The sequence below is a fragment of the Bacteroidia bacterium genome, assembly GCA_033391075.1.
Classification (GTDB): domain Bacteria; phylum Bacteroidota; class Bacteroidia; order J057; family J057; genus JAWPMV01.
On sequence record JAWPMV010000001.1, the window covers coordinates 1,541,285 to 1,566,395 of the forward strand.

Genomic DNA, 25,111 nt, shown 5'->3' on the forward strand with positions numbered 1-25,111 from the left:
ATTATCAGTTTTATCCTCTGAATAAGCAGCTTTAGCTTTTGAAATTTGGACCCTTTTCTTCATCTGGAGTCTTTAGTATATTAAATGAAGACACATGAAAAAGTATATTTCTATCCTTTTGCTCAGCCTGCTTTTTTATTCCTGCGAAAGTTTTTTGGTAGAAACCACCTATTGGCCTAATGGAAACATAGAGTCAAAAAGCAGCTATTTGGAGGAGGAAGAGCATGGGAAAAAACTCTATGCGTATCAAAGATATTATGAAAATGGAGCCATTCAAGCGGAGGGATTCCTGCTTGGAAAAGTATACCATGGAGAATGGAAAGAGTATTACCTCAATGGACAGCTGCTGAGAAATGGCCACTATCATGAAGGCCTAGCTCGAGCAAACTTTACAGAATACCATGCGAATGGTCAATTGAGAGCTAAATACCGATACAATAAGGCTTCTCAATTGCAAGGAAAATATCAGGTCTTTGATCTGAAAGGGGATGCACTTATTGACGGCCAGTATCATGAAGGAGAAAAGCATGGAAAATGGATGTATCAGTATAATAAATGGGAACTCATCAAGATGGGAGAAGAGGATAGCTCAGAAGGATTAGGACTCACTTCTTTACATAGAACTCCTGATCCCATTGAAAAGAAATTGGTCTCTTATTGGTCTTACTATATAGGTGAGCAGGGGTATATCGGAATTGTAAATTCAAAGCCCCCACAGATACCTGCGCATCTGGATCATAAAGCCTTGGCCCATAAGTTCAATAAAAACCGCTTGAAGAAAGGCCCGGAGTTCTTAGGGCCTGTCAAAAAAGAAACGGACTTGCAAAGCTCAAAGAAGATTGTTGAATACGGAGACTTGGGAGCGCAATTACATGCTTATTGGGAAAATGGTGAAGAGATTATAAAAGAGGGGAGTGGAGTCATTAGGCGAAAGGCCCTCCTTGAGAGTGGGCCGTATCATGTTTTGCGTGAAATTTCCTATGATTATATAGGAGGATATCCACTGGGTAGCAGATATCATGATCTTGAGTATTATTCTCAATAAAACAAAGGTCTATAGCTAGGCAGAAAGAATAGCTTCTTTTTTATCTCTTTGTTCTTCATTTGATCTGTAGGAATGTTTCCCCTTAAGGAATTCCCCAAAGCGTTCCTTTCCAAAGGTCGGAGTGAATCTGCCCCGTTCCCAGGCCAGCTTTCCATTGATCATCACATATTCTACTACCTCATCATTTCGATTGACAAGCCGATCACATCCCTCCAGGAAAGGAGCATTGTGGTACTCATGTACTCTATCGTCTAACTTCTCTGGATCAATGATCGTAATATCTGCTCGTTTCCCTTCAGCCAAATGGCCAGCATCCAAATTGAAGAAATCTGCATTCTCCTTGGTTAACCGCCAAATGGTTTTTTCATAGGACATCAAAGGATCGCCTGCTTCATGCGAAGCTTTTACATATTGAAGAACCCGAAGGGGATTATTGTAGAAAGCCATATTGTTGATATGGGCACCTGAATCAGCAAAGCCGAGTACCCCATTTTCATCATTGTAAAGCTTTTTGTAGCGACTGGGATCATGATTTCCCAGGGTCGTTTCCCAAAGGATATCTTTGTCCATTTCGACAACCAGATCCAGAAAAGCATCCACGGGATCTTGCCCTCTTTCCTCTGCTATATCTACAAAGGATTTTCCGATCATGCTTTTATCTGGCGATTCGAGTACATAAGCATCCCCGAAATCCTTTTGCCAAACTTTAGGCTTGAGTTTATCCCGATAGTTCTTTTTGAAGAGCTTGCGATAAGCTGGATCATTGAGAGTCGTATTCCTTTTCTGGAGGTCTTTGGATAAATGTCGGGCCAATTCGCCCGCTGGAAACTCCTCAAATATGACCAGCTCCATTCCTTCCGCCAGAACGCGAAATGGAACAGGAAAAGTCTGCATGCGAAAATCTGCTCCCAACACTTTATTGAAAAAGGAACATAGGCCACTCAGAATCGGACGAATGAAAGGATCACCTTTCAGGTCCATCATGGCGACCATGGAAGTTCGTAATTTCTTTCGCCAAAGAAAGCCTGCACTCAAAGCCATATACCAAAGTGCGCCTACTCGATTTACCAGATTGGGAACCCCCTGCAGATGGGCTCCTCTTCGTCGGACTATTTTGGTGAGCTCATGCCGCTCTGAGGCCTTTGCATAAGCGGCAGGAAGCAATTTCGACCAATGCCTTCCGTCCATTTTGTCCCAGGGATTGTGTTGCATAGAAATACCCACAAAACCTTCATCCAAAGCTTCTTCCAGCATATCGCTCATTTCCTCGATTTGGGCTTTAGTAGGCCTTTTTCCTTCAGTCAATGAATCATCTATGCCCATGACTGCCGCTCGTATATCCGAATGCCCGATAAAGGAAGCCAGATTAGGTCCTACCGGCAAACTATTGATATGATCTATCCATTCTTTGGGACTAGACCAGGACTTTTCATCTCTGAGTATGGGAAAAAGAATTTCTCGGGGAAAAGCCTCTACGCGGGTAAACATATCACAGCAATCTTCCACATCAGCATAAATGAAAGAAAGCGAACAGCCTCCCAGCATCACGGTCGTGACTCCATGTCGTACCGATTCGCCCAAACCTGGAGATACCAAAACTTCTCCGTCATAATGGGTATGATTATCAATAAAACCCGGCATGACCCACTTTGCCTGTGCATCAATTACTTGATCGGCAGCAAACTCAATTTCTGATTCGCTGATCTTTTTTATGATGCCATTCTGGACGAGAATGTGTGCGATTTTGGAAGGATTTTGGGTTCCGTCAAATACACGGCCGTTTTTTATTAGCGTAGTAGTCATGATGGATGAAGCTGGAATTATTTACAATCAAGTGGCAAGTTTAAGTGAAGACTTTGTCTCCCTGGGATTTGATCTTTCTTTCATCTAAATCGCCTGTTTTATAAATTACTGGTATATTTTCTTAACTCAAAGCACTGATGTATTTAGTAAACTGGTTTAATTCCTTCCCTGTTTACCCTCTTTTGATTTCCCTCTTATTTCTTTTCTCCTGTACTGTAGAAAATACTAATCGGGAAGAAAGCGATTCATTTGAAAAGATTATTGAAAGGGTCGATGGTCCGGCAAATTTTCGAGATAAGGTCAACGGAAAACTTCTTTTTGAATTTTACGATGGTGTGGAGGTTCAGGCAACGAAATTTAGGGCTGATTGGTGTGAGGCAGCGACCTATGTGACCTTAACCAAAGAAGAGTATGATAAGGAGACGATCCTTTCAGGAAGTAAAATCCTTGGTCCTGATGGGCAGGAAATTGGGCAGGCAAAAACAGATATTCTCGTAGACTTGCTAGAGGAAAATGGAGGAAAGTATAGCGGTTTTCTTTACGGCTATACCCATAAAAACAACATCAAACCAGAGTCATTGATAGAGAATAAACTGCTAAATGTCCTGGAATCCAATGAACACAAACTGGAAGCGCATTTGGCGTTTATAAAGAAGCACAGATTTGAGCCCTTTTCAGAATTTGAGGGGATCGAAGGATATTTCGTATACGAAAATTGGATTACGGATCCTTCGCCCGGTTTTCGCTTGCTTTTGTGCTACAAAGAAGGACTTTTGTTTTCAATTGTACATAGTCGACCTCTTCCCTTCGAGGATTTTTTTCACAGCGGAACCCAAACCGGTTACACAATAAGTTTTACAAAAAACTTTCCCAATACTGAGTGGAAAGACTTCCTCAAAGAATTTGATGAAAAATTAGGGATGGCAGATTAGCTAAGTATTCCCTTTGCATTTCAACAAGCTTTAGCTGCAATTCAAAAATTTTCTTTTGATTTCGGTAGGCATTCCTTCCATCTTGAAGAAAATGGAATACTATGAAGTCCCTTCGCTACTTTTTTCTGATTGTTGACATCGGTTTTATTCTATATTGGCTCATTACTGCCTTTTCTCTGATTCCTCCCGAGTATCTATTCAATGATTATCAAAATGAGATCCTGCTAAATTGGAATTGGTCCTTCTTGCCACTTGATCTTTTTGTTTCAGCCAGTGGTTTGTACAGCCTCTATCTCTTTAGGCGAAAGGATGAAAGATGGTCTTTGTATGCCCTGATATCTCTGGTCCTGACCAGTGCATCAGGATTACAAGCTATCTCTTATTGGGTCCTGGCAGAAGACTACAATATATCCTGGTGGATACCCAATCTCTTTTTATTGATATATCCTTTCTTTTTTCTTCCTAACTTTCTGAAAGCAAGAAAGCCTTATGAACTCAAAAATTCTTAAAACGATTGGCTGGATCATTTTTGCCATCTTTCCCCTATTTATCGGTTTATATCCTTTGAGGTATCTTTTGGCGGATGGGGTAGTAGGATTATTGAATACCAAAAATCCGGAGCTGCTTTCAAACCTGGTTTGGAAGGTCTCTTTCAATGTTCATATCCTTTTTGGAGGCATTGCCCTGATGATTGGTTGGATACAATTTCATAAAGGCTTTCGGACGAAACGGATGAAGATTCATCGAGGGATAGGCAAGGTCTATGTGATTGCGGGCCTCTTGAGTGCCCTGGGGGGAGTCTGGGCTGGATATTATGCCACAGGCGGACCTATTGCTCAGATTGGGTTTATGTGTTTGGGAGTTGGATGGTTTGGGACGACCTTAAAAGCCTATTTAGACATTCGCCAAAGAAAACTACAGGATCATCAGCAGATGATGATTTATAGTTATTCGCTTTGCTTCGCTGCTGTGACTCTCCGTTTATGGTTAACTCCCCTTCAGAGTATGACGGGTGATTTTATCAGCGCCTATCAAATCGTAGCCTGGTTGTGTTGGGTGCCGAATCTTTTGGTGGCATTCATCATTATCCGAAGGACAAATAGGAAAGTTTCAAAGCCACAATTAGCTTAACTGAAATGTGTAAATTGTTGCCATGAAGACCGCAACAATTCGAGAAATTAAAACTGAACTAGGCTTTAAAGACGAACAGGAACTGATTGAACTTTGTCTGTCTCTCGCAAAATTTAAAAAAGAGAATAAAGAATTGCTGAGCTATCTTTTATATGAAGCCTCAGATGAAGATCGTTTTATTGAGGGTGTGAATGAGGAGGTATCAGAACTTTTTTCCGAAATCAATCGCTCCAGTTTTTATTTCGTTAAGAAAAGCCTCCGCAAAATCCTGCGTTTGGTCAAAAAATACATACGCTATTCCAAAAAGAAAGAAACAGAAGTTCGTCTACTCATTCATTTCTGTAGAGAATTCAAAAAAGTCCTCAATATCTTCAGCCGGAGTCCTATGATGATCGGTCTATACCAAAGGCAATTAAAAGCGATCAGCAAAGCCATGTCCTATCTTCATGAAGATCTACAATTTGATTATAAACAGGATTTGGAGGAATTGGCCATAGAAACCGATGGCTATTGGTACGATATAAATTGATCCTAAATAGCCTAAGATCCCATGCTCGCCTGATAATATATATTGGCAGCATGAAGGGCGTATAAAACCAGCTCCTCAAGCTCAACCCCGGGCATCCCTATAGCCAATTTTTCTACTTTGAATTGATGTTTACTCTGATACCATTTGCTGGTCCTTCTGAGACGAAAAAGCTCTTTATCCAAATCCAGGCTATGAAAAATAAAGATATTGGAATTCCAGGTTTTGGCCTTTAGCTGGTAGCTGCGCAAACGGTTCATGGCATCTTTCACATGAACTTCCAGGCTTCCATTCCATTTCCACTTAATCCAGCCAACTTCTTTACCGTCCTTCAAGATTTCGTGACGGCTTTTGTACCATTTTCTGGGCTTCATTTGGATATGTTGATCCTGAAAACTGGCCGTAGCATGATAATTCCATTTTCCGTATTCCAGATGAAATACAGACTTTCCCTCCTTATGCAACTGAAATTTTTTGTTCCAATCTTTAGATGTGATTTGCATAGCTTATTCCTTTAGGTTTCCTACTAAAGTCTTCCTCTAAAAGAGACAAATAAGCTGAAAAGGTTGGAATCATAGACTTATTAGCAAATTGTATTGCAGCGGGGTTTTAATAGCCAGGTGCTTCTTCCTCTGGGGCATTTTCGTCCCTGCCAATACCGTATTTCTCTTTGGCTGCTTCCAGCATAGCAACGGTTGCAGTAGCTCCTACGCGTGTTACGCCCAAGGCTTTCACTGCCAATAAATCTTCTAGTGTACGAACTCCGCCAGCAGCTTTGACCTGAACTTCGTCAGCTGCATGTTTGCGCATCAATTTGAGGTCAGGATGGGTAGCTCCCTGATATCCGTATTTTCCATCGGCTCCTTTGACCATGCCATAGCCAGTTGAAGTTTTGACGAAATCAACTTTCAGTTCAGAGCAGATTTCGCAAAGCTTGATTTTGTATTTGTCTTCGGGGAGAAAATCATTCTCAAAAATCACTTTGAGAATGGCTCCATGATCATGAGTCGCTTTGCAGATGGCATTTATTTCTTCTTTGATATAGTACCAGTCTTCCTGTAATACCTTCCCAATATTGACCACCATATCAATCTCAGTAGCTCCATCTTTACAAGCCTGAATACATTCAGCTACTTTGATGTCTATTCGAGAATTGCCTTGCGGAAAGCCAATTACCGTTCCCACCAGCACATCAGAACCCTGGAGTTCTTCTACTGCCAGTTTGATCGCATAGGGCTTGATACAAACGGAAGCAACATCATAGACTTTGGCTATCGCACATCCTTTTCTCAAATCCTCATCAGTCATCGTAGGGTGAAGCAGAGAGTGGTCGATCATTTTGGCAAGTTCCTGGATGGGGTTCATAGTTCGGGTCTTATAGTGTTAGGGTGGTGTCATGTTATAGCTGTGCTATGTAGCGGTAGAACTTTTGTACTAAATCACTACCGAACTACAACACTTCTTATCCCCCAAAATATCCCAATAATTCCAAGGATTGCCAAGAACCAGAGCCAGCTATTTGAAGATTTTTCGGGTAAAGGTTGCATATCCCCACTGGCCAGGAAAGCCGCCCAGAAATAAGGTTGAGATTCCAACTGATCGCTTTTCTCAATATAGGCCAGTTTTGCTTTTCGTAAAGCAGTAGATTTCTGATCGCCTTCAGCCAAATGCTTGTAAAAGCTGGTCATGATTTCGGCCGTGCTTTCATCATTTACTTCCCAAAGTGACATGATCAGACTTCTGGCTCCTGCATAGGTAAAAGCCCGACCTAAACTCAGGACACCTTCTCCTTCTGCCAATTCTCCTAAAGCGGTTTCACAGGCACTTAGTACGACCATTTCTGCTTTGAGTCTCTGGGTATAAAGTTCTTCTATCATAAGAGAATCATCATATTCCCCGTTTTCCGATTGACTCAAAGCAATGAAGGCATCTCTTTGCTTTTTTTCAGGAACCATGGCGTGACTGCTGATGTGGATGATGGGATATTCATGGGCCATTTCGTAGAAATTGGCTTCATTGGCCTGACTGCCGGAAAGGATCTCCCCTGCATAGAAATCGCTGATCCCCTTCACTTCTGCCTCACTAAATTTCAAAGGTCCAAAACCGGCTCTTCTTTCTGCGAATAATCCTTCTTCCATCTCTGTATTGGGATAGCTGGGTTGAAAGGCCAAAAGCCTGGGTTCAGGTCTTTTAATTGGACGAGTTTCTTCCAGATACATCCATAGCCCCATAGAATAGAGATAGGAAAATTCATAGTCGCGGATGGCCCAGGGATAGCTTCTGATTTTGCCGATATCAGGAGGCATTTTACTTAGAAGCAAATCCATACTTAGCATACTCAATACTCCATCGGGAATGATTTTTAGGGTTTCGATTCCTGAAAAGTCTTCTTTGGCAGGAAGCAATAACTCATATAGCCTATGTGCCTCTGTTACAAATTTGCCCTGCATTTCCACAAAATCATCATCCGTTTTTGAAGATAATGGGGCATAAATCAATTGCCGAAAATCTCTAATACGACCTGAAAAATCTTCATTGAGCTCTTTTCTTGTGAAATCCACCTTATCCTTCCGAATGTCAAATCTATACACAAAGGCATCATCCAGAAAATAGACAAGCGCAGCCTCCTTTTCTTGAAGAAGTTGATTTTGAATTTCACTCAATTGAGGAATATGGGGATCGTATTTAATTCGGAAATATTGAGGATAATTGAGTTCTAATTCTTCAATCAAAGAATCCCGACTTGCGTTGAGTGCGAAGAGAATTTTTGATATACTATCCGTTTCTGCAAGTTGATCACGCGTATATCTGCTTTTAAGGCTTTTGGTACTCATGATCTTTCGCTCAAGTTCCTGCTCTTTTTCCAAAACGGACTCAGGAATCTCCGAGCTTTGCAAGGCTTGCACATGCTTGAGACTCAACAAAAGGAGAAGGGCTTTACTTTTTTCACTTAGACGAAAGGCATTGTTGAGATACATCTGATCACCACTCTCCTGATATAATTCAAAAGCCAGTTCAATTCCCAATTCATAGAGTTTTCGAGAATTACTGGCCAGTTCAAGTTTACTGGATTCAGTTAGATATTCACTCCGAGTCGAATCGACAAGCATTTCGGCTGCCAAAATCAATTCAAAAGCTTTCTTGCGGTCTTGTTTTTTACTTTCCGCCTGAAGACAAAGACTGTAGCCATGACAAATCCCAAGCATAACGGTGGGTTGTTCACGGCTAAGCTGATTGAGCGGATATTGGTTTCCCTGAGTCCAACCTTCCAGATCCATGGAAGTGATTGCCTGTTCGTAAAACTCCAATGCTTTTTGAGGATTTTTAAGGTAGTTGAAATAAACAGCTCCCTGTTTTGATTTGAAGTGAGCAATTCGACTGGATTTAGGTCCACTTCTGGCAGCTTCTACCTGAGCGGCTTTTTCCCAGTACTCCAGAGATTTTTGATAGGCTTTTTTCTCTTCATAGAGTTTTGCATAGGCCGTAAAACGCGTAACCATACTGGGATGCGTCTCAGGAAATTTTTCGAGCGCGAGCTTCATCGATTTGTCGAGATAGCTCTGAGCATTTTCAAGATCCCTTTTATCAAAATAGGTCATCCCAATGTTTGCATAAAGTTGATCCATAAAGGGATGTTGATTGGGAAGACTTTCGAAGAAATCCACTGCTTTTTGATTGGCTTCCAATGATCGGTCAAAATCATTGATGCCTTTATAAGCAGCTCCAAGACTCATATAGAAGTTTGCTTTTCGGGGACTCATTTGAGGGCCAGAATGGATGTCATCTATTCGAATAGCTTCCTGAAAAGCTGCAAGACCTTTTTCGGCCTCCTGCATATTATTATAAATCCCTCCGAGGTAGTAATAAATGATCGCGAGTTCTGGATGATCAGGAGGAAAGAACTTCTGTTGCAATCGCAGCGCTTCTTCGCAATATTTTCTGCCGGAATACAGTTTCCCAATTACTCCACTGATATATCCCAAATAAGAAAGGCCATTGATCATATCTGGATGTTCATCTGTGCCATAATGCTCCTCAAATATATTCATGGCGGTTTCTAAAGAAGCATGAGCTTCCGGATGTCTTCGCATGAAAATGAGGCTGATGCCATAATCATTGTGTGTGCGGGCCAATAGGTGTTTGCTGATTTCTTCTTTCCGATCAATGAGAGACTCAAAGATTTGAATTGCGCCGGGGAAATTCCCTTTTTTCATAAACAGATTCGCCTTGAGGTGCTGTGTTTTTCCTAGCATTTCAGGATCATGGATTTCCCGAATCTTCCGTGATTCTTCCAAATAGATTTCAATTTGTGGATTTCCAGGATTTTGGCTGATACTGCTAAAGGCCAGATCATACATTAGGCTTGCATACAAGGGCAGTTGATTCAGGGAATCTTTTTTTAACAGCTGCCTGGCTTCCTGCAAATACTGAACGGAACTATCCTTCTGACCAATTTTGGTTAAGAGATAGGCTCTTTGTTTAATCAATTTGACCCGATCCAGGGTATCCAGTATTGGAAAATTCTGTTCAATCTTTCGATTTGATTTCAGGCTCTCTTCATAATTTCCGCTTTCCAATAAAGCATCAGAATCTTTCAGGGCTTTGGAGAAAGAAGTATTCTGGCTATAGAGAGGAAGAGACTCAAATAATAGGAAAAGAAAGAGGAAAAAGTAAAAGCAAGGAGATTTCACTAACAGCATTCTTGGCATGGTGTAATTGTAGCTCAGATCCTAAAGCACACAATAAATCTACTAAATAATTGACAATATTGCGGCCCTATGTTTTCGAAACAGGACTTTGATAAAGGATTGAAAATATGGAGAATGGATTATGCGCCTAATTGAATTAGTCTGGTTCATTTAGGAAAAATCTTGCCCCAATTGACTGAATTTTAGTATATTAGATTTAGCGATACACATTTACTCTAAAACTACTACTATGAAAAATCTTTTGATTGCATCTGCTGTTGGCTCTGTAATTATCTTTATGTGGCAGTTCCTGTCATGGGCTCCTTTAGGGATACATGAGGGTCAAATGGCACATACTGATAAGCAAGATGCCGTTTTGCAAGCGTTGGCAGATAGTGATTTGGCAGAAGGTGCATATTTCCTTCCGCGTCTTCCTGCCACTGCATCTAATGATGAAATGACGGCTTTTCAGAACGAAATGACGGGAAAACCCTGGGCAAGGGTTAGTTATCACAAATCCTTCAACTCAAACATGGGTTTGAATATGTTCAGAGGATGGTTGATCAGTTTCGTTTCTGTATTCCTCCTTTCCTGGCTGCTTTCGAAAATGGCGGGTCTAAGTATGCAAACGGCCATTATCTCAGCACTTTCTGTGGGATTGATAGGCTGGATGACAGTCACCTACCAGGAGAGTATATGGTTTGAAACCGATTCCTTACCACAACTGCTGGATGTAGTTGTACAATGGGGCTTGACTGGAGCCTGGTTGGGATGGTTCCTGCCAAGCCGAATCAATAGCTAGTCCTGCTCTAATTAAATACAAATCGTCGGTTGCTCAAAAGAGTAGCCGGCGATTTTTTTAAATGACCGATGAGGATTGCTTCTCATTGACTATATTGCCGGCCAAATAATAATACTACTAAGTGTAGCTTAACATGCGTTTCAATAATTGGGTACAAAAACTAGCTTACCTTTCAATTCTTTCCGTATTCATGACTGTTTCCTGCAAAGAACCTACTCCAAAAGATTTGGGAAATGAAGCTTTGATTCCTAAACCAGTAAGTCTTCAGGCAACGGGCAGTTCTTTTGCGATTGAAAAGAACACCCGCATTTATGTCCAGGGAAATGATGAGGATTTGATGAAAACCGCCAATTATCTGGCGGAGGTTCTAAGACCTGCAACTGGATATCCGCTGGAAGTAAGTGCTACTGATGCCTGGCCTTCAGCTGGCAACATTTTCTTAAGTCTGGAGACTTCGGATGCTGAACTTGGCAGAGAAGGCTATCAATTGGACATTACAGAAGATTTGGTTGTGTTTAAAGCCAATGCAGCCAGCGGAGTTTTCCGAGGAATTCAAACCCTGAGACAATTACTTCCTGCAAGTATCGAAGCCAAAGATAAACAATCAGGTCCCTGGGAAATTGGAACAGGTACGATCAAAGACTATCCTCGATTTGGATATAGAGGGGCTATGTTGGATGTAGCCAGACACTTCTTTACAGTAGATGAGGTAAAGACGTTTATTGATTATATCGCATCCTATAAACTAAATACCCTGCATCTTCACCTTTCTGATGATCAGGGCTGGCGAATTGAGATTAAGTCCTGGCCAAAATTGACGGAAATAGGCGGAAGTTCAGAAGTAGGTGGAGGAGAAGGAGGATTCTTTACTCAGGAAGAATATAAGGATATCGTAGCCTATGCTGCCGATCGTTTCATAACGGTAATCCCTGAGATCGATATGCCCGGCCACACCAATGCGATTTTGGCTTCTTACCCGGAATTGTATTGCACTGGAAAGAAACCCGAAATATATACGGGAATTGAAGTAGGCTTTTCAACCCTGTGTACGTCAAATGAAGAAACTTACGTATTCATTGAAGATGTGATCCGTGAACTCGTAGCCATTACACCTGGAGAGTATATCCATATTGGGGGAGATGAAACCCATGCCACTAAACTGAAAGATTACATACCCTTTGTAAATCGTGTACAGGATATCGTTCATAAGCATGGCAAATTGGTGATGGGCTGGGATGAGATTGCTCAGGCAACTTTGAAGAAGAATACCATCGCTCAGTATTGGGATAGTGCGGAAAATGCTGAGAAGGCCCTCAAGCAAAATGCAAAGATCCTGGCCTCTCCTGCAAAGAAAACCTATCTGGATATGTCCTATGATACTACCAGTAAATATGGTTTGCATTGGGCAGCTTATATTGAAATTGACAGTAGTTATCAGTGGGATCCCGAAGAATTGGTAGAGGGAATGACTGCTGAGAATATCCTGGGAGTTGAGTCGCCACTTTGGTCAGAAACCGTAAGCAATATTACAGAAGCAGAATGGCTGATCTTTCCTCGCCTACCTGGACATGCCGAAATTGGTTGGTCACCGAGAGATAATAGAAGTTGGGATGAATACAGGATCAGGTTAGGAAGGCAGAAAGCTCGCTTCGATGTGCTGGGTATAAATTATTATCCCTCCAAGCAAGTGCCCTGGGCGGAATAAATATAGAACCCCATGAAAAGCTTAATTTCCCCAGATGGCCATATCCTGATTTGGTCAGTACTACTCGCCGTATCCCTCTTAGGGATGTATGGGGAACGTGTAGGTTGGTTCAGTAAAATATCTGGTGCGCTTGTGACCATTCTGGCAGCCGCTATTCTGACGACTGTAGGTATATTACCTCCGGCAGCCGATCCTGAGCTTTCTGTTGAAATCTACGGCTGGGTCTTTACTTATTTTATTCCTTTTGCTATCCCGCTTCTTCTATTCAATGTACAGTTGAAAAGAATCCTCAATGATACAGGACGCCTGTTATTGCCCTTTTTGATTGGTGCAGCAGGGGTAGCTATTGGGGCTATAGTTGCAGGATCTTTTTTAGAATTTGGGGAGGAAACCCACAAAGTAATGGGAGCCTTTATAGGGACTTATACGGGAGGGAGTGTCAATTTTATGGCGGTATCAACGGCTTTAGACTTCCTTGAAAGTGACTACTTCGTTTCCACTATTACCGTAGACAATGTCTTCACCAATGTATACATTGTATTGATCTTTTTGCTACCAGGTATAAAATGGGTGGCGGATTATTTTGCCCCTTATGTGGCGGATGAAAGTAAAGAGCTGGAGGAAAGTAAGGCTTCCTTTGAATTTGGCGTCTTGATGGAACATATTACCCTTTGCCTTTTCATCAGTGCGGGGATCTTTGTCTGTGCGGAATTTCTGGCACCACTTTTAGCTTCTTTATTAGGGACAGAAATAGACCTGGAGGTCCTGATCATCACAACTGCCATTATAGCCCTGGTAAATATTTTTCCGAAATTCTTTCTTAAATATCAGGAAGTAGCCTTCAATATCGGGATGTTTCTGATGTATGTTTTCCTTGCAGTTATTGGTGCCTCCTCCAATCTGAATCAACTGTGGAACTCCATTCCCGGCATCATTCTATTCGCAACGATTATCCTTGTCGTTCATTTGATTGTCGTTCTCGTAGCAGGTAAACTTTTGAAAGTAAGTCTGAAAGAAATTATGATTGCCTCTGCGGCAAATATCGCCGGACCTTCAGTAGCAGCACCTATGGCGGTATCCTTTGGGATGCCAAAGGCCATAACCCCGGGTATCCTGATTGGACTTCTGGGATATGTTATTGGAACTTTTCTGGGAATTGGAGTCGGAGCGGCTATGGGTTAGATTTTGCCCGAACAGCAGCTACTTCTTCTGGACTGATAGTGCTTGCATCATTCCCAAAATTCTTTCTGATATAACTTAAGACTGTTGCCAGTTTATCATCAGTTAGGAAACTGTGTTGAGGCATGACATTATTATAGTTTTGCCCATTCACCATCATAGGCCCTTCCCGCCCATTCATGACGATGTCAATCAGTCTTTCTTTATTCCCCGTTACCCAATCTGTACCAGCAAGGGGAGGAAAACGTTCTCCGGAACCCTTTCCATTAGACTGATGACAAATCCCACAGTAGGTAAAGTATAGGTAATCTCCTCCAGTCAATTTCTCTTTCTGTAAATTGTCTTCCTCTTCCTTTGGAGTGCGAACATTGGAGGCTTCTCTTTCTCCTTCCATAGAAGCCAGTTGGGAGCTTCCAAATTTCTCCCGCTCAGCTGTGAACATTACTCTCCAGATTTTGCCTTTTTCCGTTTCTGTAAGATATAAAGATCCATCCGGTCCTTCAGCAATTCCCATGGGACGGTAGACGGCATCATTTACATTGACAATGGGATCTACGCCTGCAAATCCATTGGCAAAGACTTCCCATGATCCACTGGGTTTCCCATCCTTGAAGGGAACAAAGGCCACAAAATAGCCGGACTGAGGATACGGGGCTCGGATAGTTGATCCATGCATGGCTATGAATGCCCCATGTTTATAGCGGGCAGGAAATTGATCCCCCTGATAAAAGTACAGATCATTGGGAGCCCAATGTCCGGGAAAGCCAATGAGTGGCTTTTCGTAGTCTCCGCATCTTCCTACCATTTCTCCATCTCCCCCATACTCCGGGGCCTGAACTTTTCTGCTGATCATTTGATCATAATAGCAATACGGCCATCCGAAATTATCTCCTTCCTGAACTCTGACAAACTCCTCAGAGGGAAGCATAGCACTTTCCCAGGGAGAATATAGTTCGGGGAATAATCGAACCAGATCATCTCGTCCATGGATAACCACATACAGATTTTCATCCTGTTTGTTCCAATCCATAGCTACCACAGAGCGAATGCCACTTGCGAACCTGCTTCCATCCTTTTGGGTTTGCCCCGGAGTTTCAGCGTCAAACTTCCAGATCCCCGCATGATCCTCCAATTGGGGACAGGGATCAAGCCCGGGCTGACCCGGTGTGCGTTTGGGCTCCTGACAGGCATTGGAAGGAGCTCCAAAGGGTACGTACATATTGCCATCATTGTCAAAAGAAACCGGTTTGGCTATATGCTCGTGCTCCTTATGTGCATGATCATCGATGACCATGATTTCCTTTGTAGTATCAGGAAGCAGTTGGCCAGGAATGAGTTTACTCCGGTAAACCGCCAATTCTGAACTATAATAAAGGTAGTCTTTGTAAATTCTGCTGGCAGATCCAAAGCCCCATTTCTTGCGATAATGTCCAAATGCTTTGAAGATATCTGCTTTACCGTCTCCATCTGTATCACGGAGCGCTATATTGCCCCCTTCAGGGGTCCTCTTTCGCATATTTACATAGATATCCCCATTTTTCCGTATGGCTAAATGCCGGGCCTGTCCGGGCAATTCTTCTGCAACAACCACCGCAGAAAATCCATCGGGAAGCCGTAAACCTCCGTTATCCGGATCAGCTGGAGGCAGCTCATAGGAAAGAGGGCTTTCACATTGTAAAAGGAATAAAGGCAGCAAAACTGCCGCAACGTAGTAGTAGTTAGTAAAACGCATGGTGTTAAAACATTAGGAAGTGGCCAGCATGCAAGGCTCATTATAAATTACCAGAGTTTTTAGTTCGGACAAAGTATTTCTGTAATTATTCTCTCTACAGGGATTTTTAAATTTCCTCAGGAATTAGAAATTGAAAGATTATATTGAACTTATCTACTGAAATTACTACAAAATATGCGATACGGATACCTGCTTATGCTGGCGTTCATGCTTTTCGCCTGCCAGCAAAAACAAGACCCCAAGCCTTCTATGCCCAATATCCTCTTTATCCTGACTGATGATCAGGGCTGGGGAGATTTGAGCATCAACGGCAATACCAATTTATCCACCCCGAATATAGATCAGCTCGCAAGGGATGGTGCTATGTTTGACCGCTTCTACGTGAGTCCGGTTTGCTCCCCAACGCGAGCAGAAATTCTGACGGGCCGCTATCATGTTCGAAGCGGGGTGTACGCAACTTCCGCAGGGGGGGAACGCATGGATCTGGATGAGACGACCATTGCCGAAATCTTTCAAAAAGCGGGATATCGAACGGCAGCCTATGGGAAATGGCATAATGGAATGCAATATCCTTATCATCCCAATGCCCGAGGCTTTGAAGAGTTTTATGGGTTCTGCTCCGGACATTGGGGCAATTATTTTAGTCCTATGCTGGAGCATAATGGGAAAATTATCAAAGGGAATGGCTTTGTAATAGATGATTTTACAGAACAGGCCATGACTTTTATGGAAGAGAATAAAGAGCAGCCATTCTTTGTCTACCTTCCTTACAACACTCCACATAGTCCTATGCAGGTCCCGGATGAATACTGGGAGAGGTTTAAGGATAAGGAACTGAAGATGCATAATCGGGAACCCGATAGAGAAAACCCGGATCACATAAAAGCTGCTTTGGCTATGTGTGAGAATATTGACTGGAATGTGGGCCGCCTTGTCTCGAAACTTCAGGAATTGAAGTTGGAGGAAAATACCATTATTGTTTACCTCTCAGATAATGGTCCCAATGGCGTTCGTTGGAATGATGGGATGAAAGGTCGAAAGGGATCAACAGACGAAGGAGGAGTTCGATCTCCATTGATTATGCAGTGGAAAGGAAAGATTAAGCCGGGAATAAATATTCCCCAAATTGCCAGTGCTATTGATTTTCTGCCGACCCTAACGGAAATGTCCGGGGTCGAATTTACAAGTGAGAAAAAGCTGGATGGGAAAAGTCTAGTCCCGCTCTTAATGGGCGAAAGTAAGGCATGGGAAGACCGCTATATTGTCAACCATTGGAGAGGGCGAACAAGTATACGCACGCAAAACTTTCGATTGGGATTTGAAGATCAATTGTTTGATATGCTCAATGATCCAGGTCAAACCCAGGATATTGCCGAAGAAAAAGAGGATACCTATACCGACCTGTTTGAATTCCGAGAAGAGTGGAGGAGGAATGTTTTCTCGGAGCTACCAGAAGAGGACAATCGTGCTTTTGTGGTAGGACATCCGGATTTTAAATACAATCAATTGCCAGCCCGCGATGCCCGGGTCACAGGAGAAATCCAAAGAAGCAATCGCTATCCCAATTGTTCCTTTTACACCAACTGGACCAGCACAGAGGAGAAAATATACTTCCCTATGGAAGTCTTGGAATCCGGCGAATTTGAAGCTATTCTCTATTATACCTGCTCAGAAGAAAATGTGGGATCGAAAATCAGACTGAGTTTTGGTAAGAGTCAGCTTGAGGGGCAAATTACGGAGGCCCATGATCCTCCTCTTTTCGGTATGGAAGAAGACAGAGATGAACGAATAGAGTCTTATGTGAAAGACTTTAAACCTATTTCATTGGGAAATATTTATCTGGAAAAAGGCGAAGGGGAACTTGCATTGGAAGCCCTTGAGATTTCTGGCAAAGAAGTACTCGATTTTCGCCTACTCATGCTTAATCGAACTGATTTATAGAAGATGGGAAAATATCAAGCGATTATAGATAAACTTCAGCAAGCGAGTCATTCACAATCCTGGGAAGATATGCTTGAGGCTGCCTCGGCTATTGACGAGGTTGATGAACTCAGTATAGATTTTCAGTTTGTCAAAGCCTTGGAGGAAGTTGGGGAATTATTTCCAGAGGAAAGGCTATCAAAAGGAAGTAGGAAACTCCGACATGCGATCTACCTGCTTAAAGAGGAACTAAAAGAGCCTGCATTCGAAGATCTTTCTCAATGCGTGGCTCGGCATGCAAAGGATCGCCCCGATACCCTCGCCATCAAAGACGATCGAACAGAGCTCACTTGGGCTAGCTTTGATACGCATGCTACCCAGGTGGCAAATGCCTTGTTGGCGCTGGAGATGAACAGCAATCAGAGAGTTGGGGTAATCGGCCATACCTGTCATGAATTCCTGGAGCTTTTTATTGGAACCTTGCGTGCAGCTCATTGTATAGTTCCCCTTTCGACTTTGGCCAGTCCGGGGACCCTGAAACTAATGGGAGATGATGCTGGTATTCATATCTGGTTTGTTTCAGAGCGTTACAAACATTTAGTAGAGCCATTTAAAGCGGAACTGAAACATAAAATTGCCCTGGATTTTGAAGAAGAGGGGTGGGAATCTTATGAAAGTTGGAGAGGTGGGGCTTCAAAGGAGGAAGTTCAAATAGCCTACGATCCAAATGCTGAATTCGATATCATGTATTCTTCGGGTACTACAGGCATTCCCAAAGGAATTGTTCACTCTCGAAGAGGCCGGCATAGCAGATATTCCAAAGGCCATAAATTGGGCTTTTGGACCGAAAGTATCAGTTTGATTTCGACTCCCCTTTACTCAAATACCACCATGGTCTCTGTACTGAGAACCCTGGCTCATGGAGGGCAATTCGTCCTGATGAAGAAGTTTCGGGAAAAAGAACTGTTGGCGCTCGCCGAAAGGGAAAAAACTACCCATGCGGTTTTGGTTCCTGTCCAATTACAGCGTCTCCTGGCTCATCCAGATTTCGATTCCTATGATCTGAGAAATTTCGAATTGGTGATGACGACCAGCGCGCCCTTGAGTGTTTCGATCAAGCAAGATATGGTCAGGCGTTGGCCGGGCAAGTTTATAGAGATTTATGGTTTGACGGAAGGAGGCCCGATCACGGTACTTGTTACCAATGATCATCCTGATAAATTGCATACAGTTGGCCAAACGGCTGATAATTCTGAGATCCTGGTAGTCGACGAAGAAGGGAAAGAAGTCCCCCGAGGAAGCATAGGAGAACTCATAGGTATTTCTGATAATCTGATGGATGGATACCACAATCGGCCCGATGCAAATAAAGAAGCTTTTGGCATTCAATTGCACGGCAGAACCTGGTTTAGAAGCGGAGATTATGGAGCCATGGATGAAGACGGCTTTATCACTTTGCATGGTAGGAAAAAGGAAACCATCATTTCTGGGGGATTCAATATTTATGCTGTTGATTTAGAGGAAATGCTCAAGCGGCATGAAGCTGTAAAAGAAGCCGCTGTATTTGGGATAGCGAGTGAAAGATGGGGCGAAACGCCGATGGCCCTGGTGGAAGTCATAAAGGGGAAAGAGGCTGATCCAGAAGAAATCCTTGCCTGGGCCAATGAACGACTAGGCAAAGCCCAGCGCATTTCCGGCCTTGAGATTCGAGAGGAACTGCCTAGAAGTCCTATTGGAAAGGTGCTGAAGAAGGTCTTGAAAGCTGAATTTGGGTAGGGAGATAAAGGGTGTTCACCTATTCTCGTGTTCTGGTGTTCGCGTATTCAGCTTTTGCAGAGTTCAAGAACACCCGAGCACCAGAACACTTCCCTAATCCGGCGCCTGTGCTAAATCCTCTTCCAAATACCTCGAACTGAGGTATAAAAAGATAGAAGCTATCAGGCTAAATCCTATCCCCAGACTCAATGCCCAACGGATACCTTCTGTACCCATATCGGCAGTGAAAAGATCACTGATAAACCCAAAAAATGTTGGACCTAATCCCAGACCAATAAAGTTGAGTACAAGGAATAGGACGGCAGAAGAAAGGGCTCGCATCCTAAGGCCCACCATGCCATGTGCCATAGCAATACAAGGGGCCAGATACATGGACCATAGGGCTTTGACTACAAAGTTTGTACTTACGACTACCAGCTTATTGGCAGAGAAAAGGACAATGAGGGTTAGCGGTATAGAGATCAATATGGCGATTGAAGGAATTAGCATATACCAGCTCTTTTTCACTTGCCCAAACTTATCTCCCAAATACCCTCCTAACCATACTCCTAAAGCCCCGCCGCCTCCTGATCCAATGGCTAGCCAGGTGCCAATTTCTCCTTTCCCCATTTCATGAATTCGGCTCAAAAAAGAAGGAAGGAAATTGCCCACTCCATAAACGACAAAAGCATTGATTCCTGCTGCAAGTGCAAGGAAGATGAAGGCCTTTCGATTCAGAAGCAATTTGAAGACATCCATCATGCTGTGTTCTTCGCCCGCTTCTCTTTTCCTTTTTTCAGAATAACCTCTGATCGGTTCTTTTACGGTGAAGTAGAAAAAAATCGCATAGAGGATGCCCGGTAATCCCAAGATGAGGAGAGAATTTCGCCAGCCGATATATTCATCCAACCAACCTCCGAATAAATAGCCAAAGAGAATCCCTATATAAATCCCCATCGAATAAACAGATAGAGCTGTAGCTCGCTTCTCTTCCGGATAATAATCGGATATCATAGAATGCGCGGGAGGACTTCCTCCAGCTTCACCAATACCAACCCCCATCCTTGCCAGGAGAAGCTGGATAAAATTTTGGGCCATGCCAGATAAAGCGGTCATGGCACTCCAAATTGTAAGAGAAATGGCGATGATGTTTTTTCTATTGGCCTTGTCGGCAAAGCGGGCGATAGGAAGTCCCAGGGTTACATAAAAGACCGCAAAAGCAAAACCTGTCAACAAACCCAATTGAAGATCGCTCAATCCCAGATCAGCTTTTATGCTTTCCTGGAGGATTACCAGAATCTGTCGATCAATAAAATTGAATATATAAACTCCGGTCAGGGCCAGGAGTACATAAGTTCGGTAGGAAGGACTGATCTGTTGATCAGCCACTGGTGCTTCGGGCTCTTTCATCCTTCAGAGTAGTAGTTTTCAATAAGATACAGCTTCACAGCTAAAAGCCCAATTTCGTTTGGCCTTGCTGTTTGTTTTATCATTTCTGCCAGATTCTATATAGCCGTAGGGTTTTCCTATTCAAAAGCCTACTATGAATTCCGATCGCAATTTTAAAAAGAGTATTAGACATAATGTAGACCAAATTTGAGTGGGATCTCCTACAAAGCTGCTGCTTTCCATTATCCCGGGCAAAAGCTATTCGAATGATTGAATTCAAAGTGAATAATTCAATTTCTGATAAACGATATGTCTAAAACTGATTACCTTAACTTGTTTAAATTTTTGAAAACTTTCCTGCTCCTCTTTCTCTCAATCCTTCTTTTCGTTCCCTCGGTTCTTGCTCATGGCACCGTTATTTCTCCACCCAGCCGGGTTTGGAATTGCTATCGGGAAAATCCGGAAAACCCTTCTTCTGCAGCCTGTATCTCAGCCGTTGCTTCACATGGTACTCAGCCCCTCTATGATTGGAATGAAATCAATCAGGCCAATGCAGATGGAAATCATAGTCAATTTGTGCCGGATGGAAAATTAGCGAGTGGGGGCAGGCAAAAATATGGAGGCATGGATCAGGTCAGGTCGGATTGGGTGGCGACTCCGGTTACTGCTGGACCAACAGCTATCATATGGAAAAATACAGCTCCCCATGCTACAGCCTATTATGATGTTTATATTACAAAAGAAAGCTGGCAACCCGATCAGGCCCTGCATTGGGACGATTTGGAATTGCTCGTCAGAACGGCTCCCAGTCCTGCTGAAAGTGAGGTGAGTATTCCGGTTACGCTTCCTCCCAGAGTTGGAAGACATGTGATCTACAGCCTTTGGCAGCGCTCAGATAGTCCCGAGGCATTTTACTCTACCAGTGATGTCGATTTTGGTGGAGGAACAACTTCTGTTCATCCCGAAGCCAGCCTCTACTTTGAGCTGGAGCAATGTTTTCCCAATCCCTTTAAATCTGCCTGTAAAATCATGTATCAATTGAAAAAGAGTGAATCCGTCAGTCTGAGGGTTTTTGATGTTGCAGGACAGGAAGTAGCAATTCTGGTAAATGAATTTCAGACTCCAGGAACGTATGACCTGGAATTTGATGGGTCAAATTTGCCTGGAGGTATATATTTCTATCGATTGCAGGTAGGAGATATGCTTGAAACTAAGCGGATGATTTTGGAGAAGTAAGGGAGTGATGTTTTCCTTTCCCTTTTTTTCTAAACGACAGTCTTGGCGAGCCGGAATCTTTGGCAAAGCAATCTCCTGGATACAAGCATTCATGTTAATCAAGGAGATTGCTTAGCTTGTCATTCAAGCTCGTAATAACAATTCTGTTGGAAGCTTTTTATATGCCTTACATCCCCAAGCGCTCTTGCAGCATATCCCGGATTATTTGCTCCTCTTTTTCCAAATTCCAGAGAAAGCCATTTACCAGAACGTAGGTGATTTTTCCTCCTTTTTTGAATAAAAGACTGGGTTCATAGCCTAAAGCTATCGGGGCCCTTTGACTAAATGGACCAGAAATATGTAGGGGTAAAGCTGCCGTAATCCAGGGATCGAGACTTTCTTTTAGCTTAATGCTGGTATAGCCTTCTTTCAGAAGTTCAATCGGATCCAGTTTGCTTAGTTTCTTCTGTTTCTTGATGAGTTTGGGGTAGCTCTTTCCCATTTCGACTTCATATCCTTCTGCATTAAATTCCTCATAGGCATGTGAAGTAGAAAGATCGCCGATATCTTGTATGCTGCTCCTCAAAAAGTATTTAGAGTTTCGATCATAATCTACTTCGAAGCGTCTAATCCCTAAATCCAAGGTATATGTTTTGCCATCTTTGGGTACGGCTACTTTGCGAAGGATGAGGTCATGAAGATGATTGTAGCTATTAAAAGGGATGCTTTCGTACACCCGTAATGGCATATCCCGATAGCTTCCTTCTGAAATGGAAGAAAAGGACTCCAATAATATGAGGAAATTCATTTTGCGCAGGACCTGTTTCTCCGGATCATTGGGATAGCCTCCGCTTTCGATCAGAATGGTTCTCGTTCCCCATTTCTGGATATTATCTCCAAACGCCCGGGGCTCAAAATCGTCATTGTATCGACCGATTCGATTGGGAATATGTGCTTGCAATACTTCATGCATGATTCCAATCAGCTGCATGGCATTGGCTCGATTTCCATTGATGTCTTTATTGTAATTGAAAGCAGGGGCAAGTACAGAGATCGAGGCCGTATAGGGACTTGGGCCAGCTGCATAGTATTTTCCCTGATCATGGAGGTTGAATCCCCAATCTGCATCCAAGCTATCTCTTACATCCTTGAGAATTTGAGCTTCCGGGTTTTGCAATCGAAGGGCATCTCGGTTCAAGTCCACTCCATTGGCGTTCCTTCTTTGAAATCGCTCCGCCCCATCTGGGTTTAGCATCGGTATAAAATGCAAAGTCAACTCCTGCTTTATGCGGGCTTTCACCTCCTCAAAATCATTCTCCTGACGAAAGAAATTAAAGATGTCCATGATCGCCATACTTGCGGTAGGCTCATTTCCATGCATTTGGGACCAAAGCAGAACCGAGGTTTCTCCACTGCCAATCGAGACCATAGAAATAGACCGCCCTTCAATAGATTCTCCCAGTTTCTTTACCCGAAATCCTTCTTCTCCTTTCACCTGCTCAATCAAGGGCTGTAAATCCTGATGTTTAAATCTTCTATGCCTAATGCTGCTTTCTTTAAACTGCTCATAGTTTTCAGAAAGACGCTCATGTAAAGGTGCCGACATATCCTGGGCCATAAGTGAGAATGAGAAAATACATAAGAAAGAAAGAGTAATAGTAGTGCGCATGGGGACAAATTAAGGGGAAATCGGATTATTTTCGTAATTGTAATTCTGGAATGAAGCTTTCGCAAACCAAACCGACATATTTGATGAAAAAGACTACCAAACTACTAATTCTATTAGGTTTATCTAGCATTATCTTTTCCTGTAAAGCTCCAGATCCCCTCCTGGAATTGGAAAGGGATATCAAAGAAGAGTTTTCGAATGGGACTGGTGATTTCGCCCTGGCTTTTAAAGACCTAAACGTGGGAACCGAGCTACTGATAGATGCTGGTGAAAAATTCCATGCAGCCAGTACGATGAAAACTCCTGTGATGATTGAAGTATATAAGCAGTCGAAAGAAGGATTATTTGAATTGGATGATTCTTTAGAGGTGAAAAACATCTTTTACAGCATTGTCGATAGTAGCCGCTACAGCTTGAATTCGGAGGACGATAGTGAACATGAACTCTATCAGGGCGTAGGCGAAAAACGGAGCATCCGGGATCTGGTGTATGATATGATCATTGTGAGTAGCAATCTGGCAACCAATATCGTGATTGATTTGGTGGATGCGCGGAAAGTTACCCAAAGTATGCGTGAGCTGGGAGCTATGGATATCGAAGTACTAAGAGGGGTAGAGGATATCAAGGCTTATCGGGCAGGTTTAAGCAATTCGACTACCGCCAAAGATTTGATGATCATTTTTGAAAAGTTGGCTAAAGGTGAAACGGTTGACCAAAGAGCTTCTTCAGAAATGATCGAAACCCTCCTGGATCAGAAATTCAATGACATCATTCCTGTCCATTTACCGGATGAAGTCAAGGTGGCACATAAAACGGGGAGCATCACAGCCTTACATCATGATTCCGGAATCGTCTTTCTTCCCGATGGTAGAAATTATGTATTGGTATTGTTGTCAAAAAATCTTGAAGACTTCGAAAAAGGGACCCAGACGCTGGCGAGGGTTTCTAAATTGATCTATGAATACATGACAAGAGAGCTAGAATAATATCAAGCAAAATTCGACTCCCTGACTTCCTGTTTTTTTATTTATTGCTCAAACTCTCAAATGGCTTGGCATCGCTGCGCTTGCCAGAAGTTTGGGATGACACATACCACTTGGCACCCAAATCCTTTCCCAAATAATTCCTATTTTGATCAAATGATCCTCGATAGAAGAAAATTCATGCTGGAAGAAGTTCCGGCTCTCCTTTCCAAGCTCACTCCAGATACCGAAGCCCGTTTTGGACTAATGACTGCTCAGCATATGGTAGAACATATCCTAAACGATGGCAACTATATGTACCATCGTTTGGGAGAAGTCCTAAGTCCTCCAACAGAGAAACAATTGGGCTTTCAGAAGTTTATTGACAATGGGGTGCAGATGAAACATCGACCCAGCGATAAGACCAAAGCAGATCTTCCGGAACTGAAATTTGATAGCCTGGAAGCTGCAGTTGCTGAAGTCGCTGCACTGACCCAAAATTTTTACGCCCATTTCGATGAGAATCCGGATTTTAAGGTCTACAATAAATTCATGGGAGAATTAGGCTTTGAAAAAGTCGAACTATTCTTCAGCCAGCATTGGCGATATCATCTTTGGCAATTCAAACTCCTCGATCAGTTTTCCTGATAAAAAAAAA

20 protein-coding genes are annotated in these 25,111 nt (G+C 42.8%); 13 read left to right on the top strand and 7 right to left on the bottom strand.

Going from position 1 to position 25,111, the window contains the following annotated elements; all coding sequences use genetic code 11:
- The first annotated feature begins 94 nt into the window (after window positions 1-94).
- Window positions 95-1,045 carry a hypothetical protein gene (locus R8P61_06170; protein ID MDW3646624.1) on the top strand — a complete coding sequence of 317 codons (951 nt, stop codon included), beginning with the start codon at window positions 95-97 and terminating at the stop codon, window positions 1,043-1,045.
- 15 nt (window positions 1,046-1,060) lie between these two features.
- Here R8P61_06170 and R8P61_06175 read toward each other — a convergent pair whose 3' ends face one another.
- Entirely contained in the window at window positions 1,061-2,848 is a 1,788-nt protein-coding gene (locus R8P61_06175; GenBank protein MDW3646625.1) for an N-acyl-D-glutamate amidohydrolase, read from the bottom strand.
- 137 nt (window positions 2,849-2,985) lie between these two features.
- On the opposite strand from R8P61_06175, the gene R8P61_06180 reads away from it, so the two are divergent.
- The 4 genes from R8P61_06180 to R8P61_06195 all read left to right on the top strand — a co-directional run bounded on the left by R8P61_06180 (window position 2,986) and on the right by R8P61_06195 (window position 5,440).
- The gene (locus R8P61_06180) at window positions 2,986-3,780 is read left to right on the top strand and encodes a hypothetical protein (GenBank protein ID MDW3646626.1); all 795 of its coding nucleotides are present in this window, start codon (window positions 2,986-2,988) and stop codon (window positions 3,778-3,780) included.
- A 101-nt stretch (window positions 3,781-3,881) separates the two neighbouring features.
- Window positions 3,882-4,289 carry a DUF5360 family protein gene (locus tag R8P61_06185; protein ID MDW3646627.1) on the top strand — a complete coding sequence of 136 codons (408 nt, stop codon included), beginning with the start codon at window positions 3,882-3,884 and terminating at the stop codon, window positions 4,287-4,289.
- Complete coding sequence (locus R8P61_06190) at window positions 4,270-4,911, top strand: DUF2306 domain-containing protein (GenBank protein ID MDW3646628.1); 642 nt, start codon at window positions 4,270-4,272, stop codon at window positions 4,909-4,911. The genes R8P61_06185 and R8P61_06190 overlap by 20 nt, the downstream gene beginning before the upstream one ends.
- 22 nt (window positions 4,912-4,933) lie before the next feature.
- Window positions 4,934-5,440: a hypothetical protein gene (locus tag R8P61_06195; protein ID MDW3646629.1), complete on the top strand. Its 507-nt coding sequence runs from the start codon at window positions 4,934-4,936 to the stop codon at window positions 5,438-5,440.
- 11 nt (window positions 5,441-5,451) lie between these two features.
- On the opposite strand, the gene R8P61_06200 is transcribed toward R8P61_06195, so the two are convergent.
- The 3 genes from R8P61_06200 to R8P61_06210 all read right to left on the bottom strand — a co-directional run bounded on the left by R8P61_06200 (window position 5,452) and on the right by R8P61_06210 (window position 10,146).
- Entirely contained in the window at window positions 5,452-5,940 is a 489-nt protein-coding gene (locus R8P61_06200; protein MDW3646630.1) for a hypothetical protein, read from the bottom strand.
- Between the two features lie 106 nt (window positions 5,941-6,046).
- Window positions 6,047-6,802, bottom strand: coding sequence for a deoxyribose-phosphate aldolase (deoC, locus tag R8P61_06205; GenBank protein ID MDW3646631.1), 756 nt, complete (start codon window positions 6,800-6,802; stop codon window positions 6,047-6,049).
- A gap of 77 nt (window positions 6,803-6,879) precedes the next feature.
- A complete protein-coding gene (locus tag R8P61_06210; GenBank protein ID MDW3646632.1) occupies window positions 6,880-10,146 on the bottom strand; it encodes a CHAT domain-containing tetratricopeptide repeat protein in 3,267 nt (1,088 codons plus the stop codon).
- Window positions 10,147-10,375: 229 nt separating this feature from the next.
- Between R8P61_06210 and R8P61_06215 the strand changes: the two genes are divergently transcribed.
- From R8P61_06215 to R8P61_06225, 3 genes are all read left to right on the top strand, one after another.
- Window positions 10,376-10,927: a hypothetical protein gene (locus tag R8P61_06215; GenBank protein MDW3646633.1), complete on the top strand. Its 552-nt coding sequence runs from the start codon at window positions 10,376-10,378 to the stop codon at window positions 10,925-10,927.
- Between the two features lie 133 nt (window positions 10,928-11,060).
- Window positions 11,061-12,632, top strand: a complete 1,572-nt coding sequence (locus R8P61_06220; GenBank protein MDW3646634.1) for a beta-N-acetylhexosaminidase — start codon at window positions 11,061-11,063, stop codon at window positions 12,630-12,632.
- Between the two features lie 12 nt (window positions 12,633-12,644).
- A complete protein-coding gene (locus tag R8P61_06225; protein ID MDW3646635.1) occupies window positions 12,645-13,814 on the top strand; it encodes a DUF819 family protein in 1,170 nt (389 codons plus the stop codon).
- Here R8P61_06225 and R8P61_06230 read toward each other — a convergent pair.
- Window positions 13,804-15,543, bottom strand: coding sequence for a PQQ-dependent sugar dehydrogenase (locus R8P61_06230; protein MDW3646636.1), 1,740 nt, complete (start codon window positions 15,541-15,543; stop codon window positions 13,804-13,806). The two genes, R8P61_06225 and R8P61_06230, sit on opposite strands and share 11 nt — an antisense overlap.
- A 174-nt stretch (window positions 15,544-15,717) precedes the next feature.
- On the opposite strand from R8P61_06230, the gene R8P61_06235 reads away from it, so the two are divergent.
- Window positions 15,718-17,484, top strand: a complete 1,767-nt coding sequence (locus R8P61_06235; protein ID MDW3646637.1) for an arylsulfatase — start codon at window positions 15,718-15,720, stop codon at window positions 17,482-17,484.
- Between the two features lie 3 nt (window positions 17,485-17,487).
- The gene (locus R8P61_06240; GenBank protein MDW3646638.1) at window positions 17,488-19,239 is read left to right on the top strand and encodes a class I adenylate-forming enzyme family protein; all 1,752 of its coding nucleotides are present in this window, start codon (window positions 17,488-17,490) and stop codon (window positions 19,237-19,239) included.
- A 93-nt stretch (window positions 19,240-19,332) separates the two neighbouring features.
- Here R8P61_06240 and R8P61_06245 read toward each other — a convergent pair whose 3' ends face one another.
- Window positions 19,333-20,628 carry an MFS transporter gene (locus tag R8P61_06245; protein MDW3646639.1) on the bottom strand — a complete coding sequence of 432 codons (1,296 nt, stop codon included), beginning with the start codon at window positions 20,626-20,628 and terminating at the stop codon, window positions 19,333-19,335.
- Window positions 20,629-20,952: 324 nt separating this feature from the next.
- On the opposite strand from R8P61_06245, the gene R8P61_06250 reads away from it, so the two are divergent.
- The gene (locus tag R8P61_06250) at window positions 20,953-21,843 is read left to right on the top strand and encodes a lytic polysaccharide monooxygenase (protein MDW3646640.1); all 891 of its coding nucleotides are present in this window, start codon (window positions 20,953-20,955) and stop codon (window positions 21,841-21,843) included.
- Window positions 21,844-22,009: 166 nt separating this feature from the next.
- Here R8P61_06250 and R8P61_06255 read toward each other — a convergent pair whose 3' ends face one another.
- Window positions 22,010-23,491, bottom strand: a complete 1,482-nt coding sequence (locus R8P61_06255) for a M14 family zinc carboxypeptidase (GenBank protein MDW3646641.1) — start codon at window positions 23,489-23,491, stop codon at window positions 22,010-22,012.
- Between the two features lie 83 nt (window positions 23,492-23,574).
- Here R8P61_06255 and R8P61_06260 point away from each other — a divergent pair, with 83 nt between their 5' ends.
- Together R8P61_06260 and R8P61_06265 are read left to right on the top strand one after the other, a co-directional pair.
- Window positions 23,575-24,477 carry a serine hydrolase gene (locus R8P61_06260; GenBank protein MDW3646642.1) on the top strand — a complete coding sequence of 301 codons (903 nt, stop codon included), beginning with the start codon at window positions 23,575-23,577 and terminating at the stop codon, window positions 24,475-24,477.
- A gap of 96 nt (window positions 24,478-24,573) precedes the next feature.
- The gene (locus R8P61_06265) at window positions 24,574-25,101 is read left to right on the top strand and encodes a hypothetical protein (protein ID MDW3646643.1); all 528 of its coding nucleotides are present in this window, start codon (window positions 24,574-24,576) and stop codon (window positions 25,099-25,101) included.
- Window positions 25,102-25,111 lie beyond the last annotated feature (10 nt).

What these genes read in the sequence shown, in the direction of transcription:
- R8P61_06170 (MDW3646624.1), top strand. Translation starts at nt 95, where the DNA reads ATGAAAAAGTATATTTCTATCCTTTTGCTCAGCCTGCTTTTTTATTCC.
- R8P61_06175 (MDW3646625.1), bottom strand. Translation starts at nt 2,848, where the DNA reads ATGACTACTACGCTAATAAAAAACGGCCGTGTATTTGACGGAACCCAA.
- R8P61_06180 (MDW3646626.1), top strand. Translation starts at nt 2,986, where the DNA reads ATGTATTTAGTAAACTGGTTTAATTCCTTCCCTGTTTACCCTCTTTTG.
- R8P61_06185 (MDW3646627.1), top strand. Translation starts at nt 3,882, where the DNA reads ATGAAGTCCCTTCGCTACTTTTTTCTGATTGTTGACATCGGTTTTATT.
- R8P61_06190 (MDW3646628.1), top strand. Translation starts at nt 4,270, where the DNA reads ATGAACTCAAAAATTCTTAAAACGATTGGCTGGATCATTTTTGCCATC.
- R8P61_06195 (MDW3646629.1), top strand. Translation starts at nt 4,934, where the DNA reads ATGAAGACCGCAACAATTCGAGAAATTAAAACTGAACTAGGCTTTAAA.
- R8P61_06200 (MDW3646630.1), bottom strand. Translation starts at nt 5,940, where the DNA reads ATGCAAATCACATCTAAAGATTGGAACAAAAAATTTCAGTTGCATAAG.
- deoC (MDW3646631.1), bottom strand. Translation starts at nt 6,802, where the DNA reads ATGAACCCCATCCAGGAACTTGCCAAAATGATCGACCACTCTCTGCTT.
- R8P61_06210 (MDW3646632.1), bottom strand. Translation starts at nt 10,146, where the DNA reads ATGCCAAGAATGCTGTTAGTGAAATCTCCTTGCTTTTACTTTTTCCTC.
- R8P61_06215 (MDW3646633.1), top strand. Translation starts at nt 10,376, where the DNA reads ATGAAAAATCTTTTGATTGCATCTGCTGTTGGCTCTGTAATTATCTTT.
- R8P61_06220 (MDW3646634.1), top strand. Translation starts at nt 11,061, where the DNA reads ATGCGTTTCAATAATTGGGTACAAAAACTAGCTTACCTTTCAATTCTT.
- R8P61_06225 (MDW3646635.1), top strand. Translation starts at nt 12,645, where the DNA reads ATGAAAAGCTTAATTTCCCCAGATGGCCATATCCTGATTTGGTCAGTA.
- R8P61_06230 (MDW3646636.1), bottom strand. Translation starts at nt 15,543, where the DNA reads ATGCGTTTTACTAACTACTACTACGTTGCGGCAGTTTTGCTGCCTTTA.
- R8P61_06235 (MDW3646637.1), top strand. Translation starts at nt 15,718, where the DNA reads ATGCGATACGGATACCTGCTTATGCTGGCGTTCATGCTTTTCGCCTGC.
- R8P61_06240 (MDW3646638.1), top strand. Translation starts at nt 17,488, where the DNA reads ATGGGAAAATATCAAGCGATTATAGATAAACTTCAGCAAGCGAGTCAT.
- R8P61_06245 (MDW3646639.1), bottom strand. Translation starts at nt 20,628, where the DNA reads ATGAAAGAGCCCGAAGCACCAGTGGCTGATCAACAGATCAGTCCTTCC.
- R8P61_06255 (MDW3646641.1), bottom strand. Translation starts at nt 23,491, where the DNA reads ATGCGCACTACTATTACTCTTTCTTTCTTATGTATTTTCTCATTCTCA.
- R8P61_06260 (MDW3646642.1), top strand. Translation starts at nt 23,575, where the DNA reads ATGAAAAAGACTACCAAACTACTAATTCTATTAGGTTTATCTAGCATT.
- R8P61_06265 (MDW3646643.1), top strand. Translation starts at nt 24,574, where the DNA reads ATGACACATACCACTTGGCACCCAAATCCTTTCCCAAATAATTCCTAT.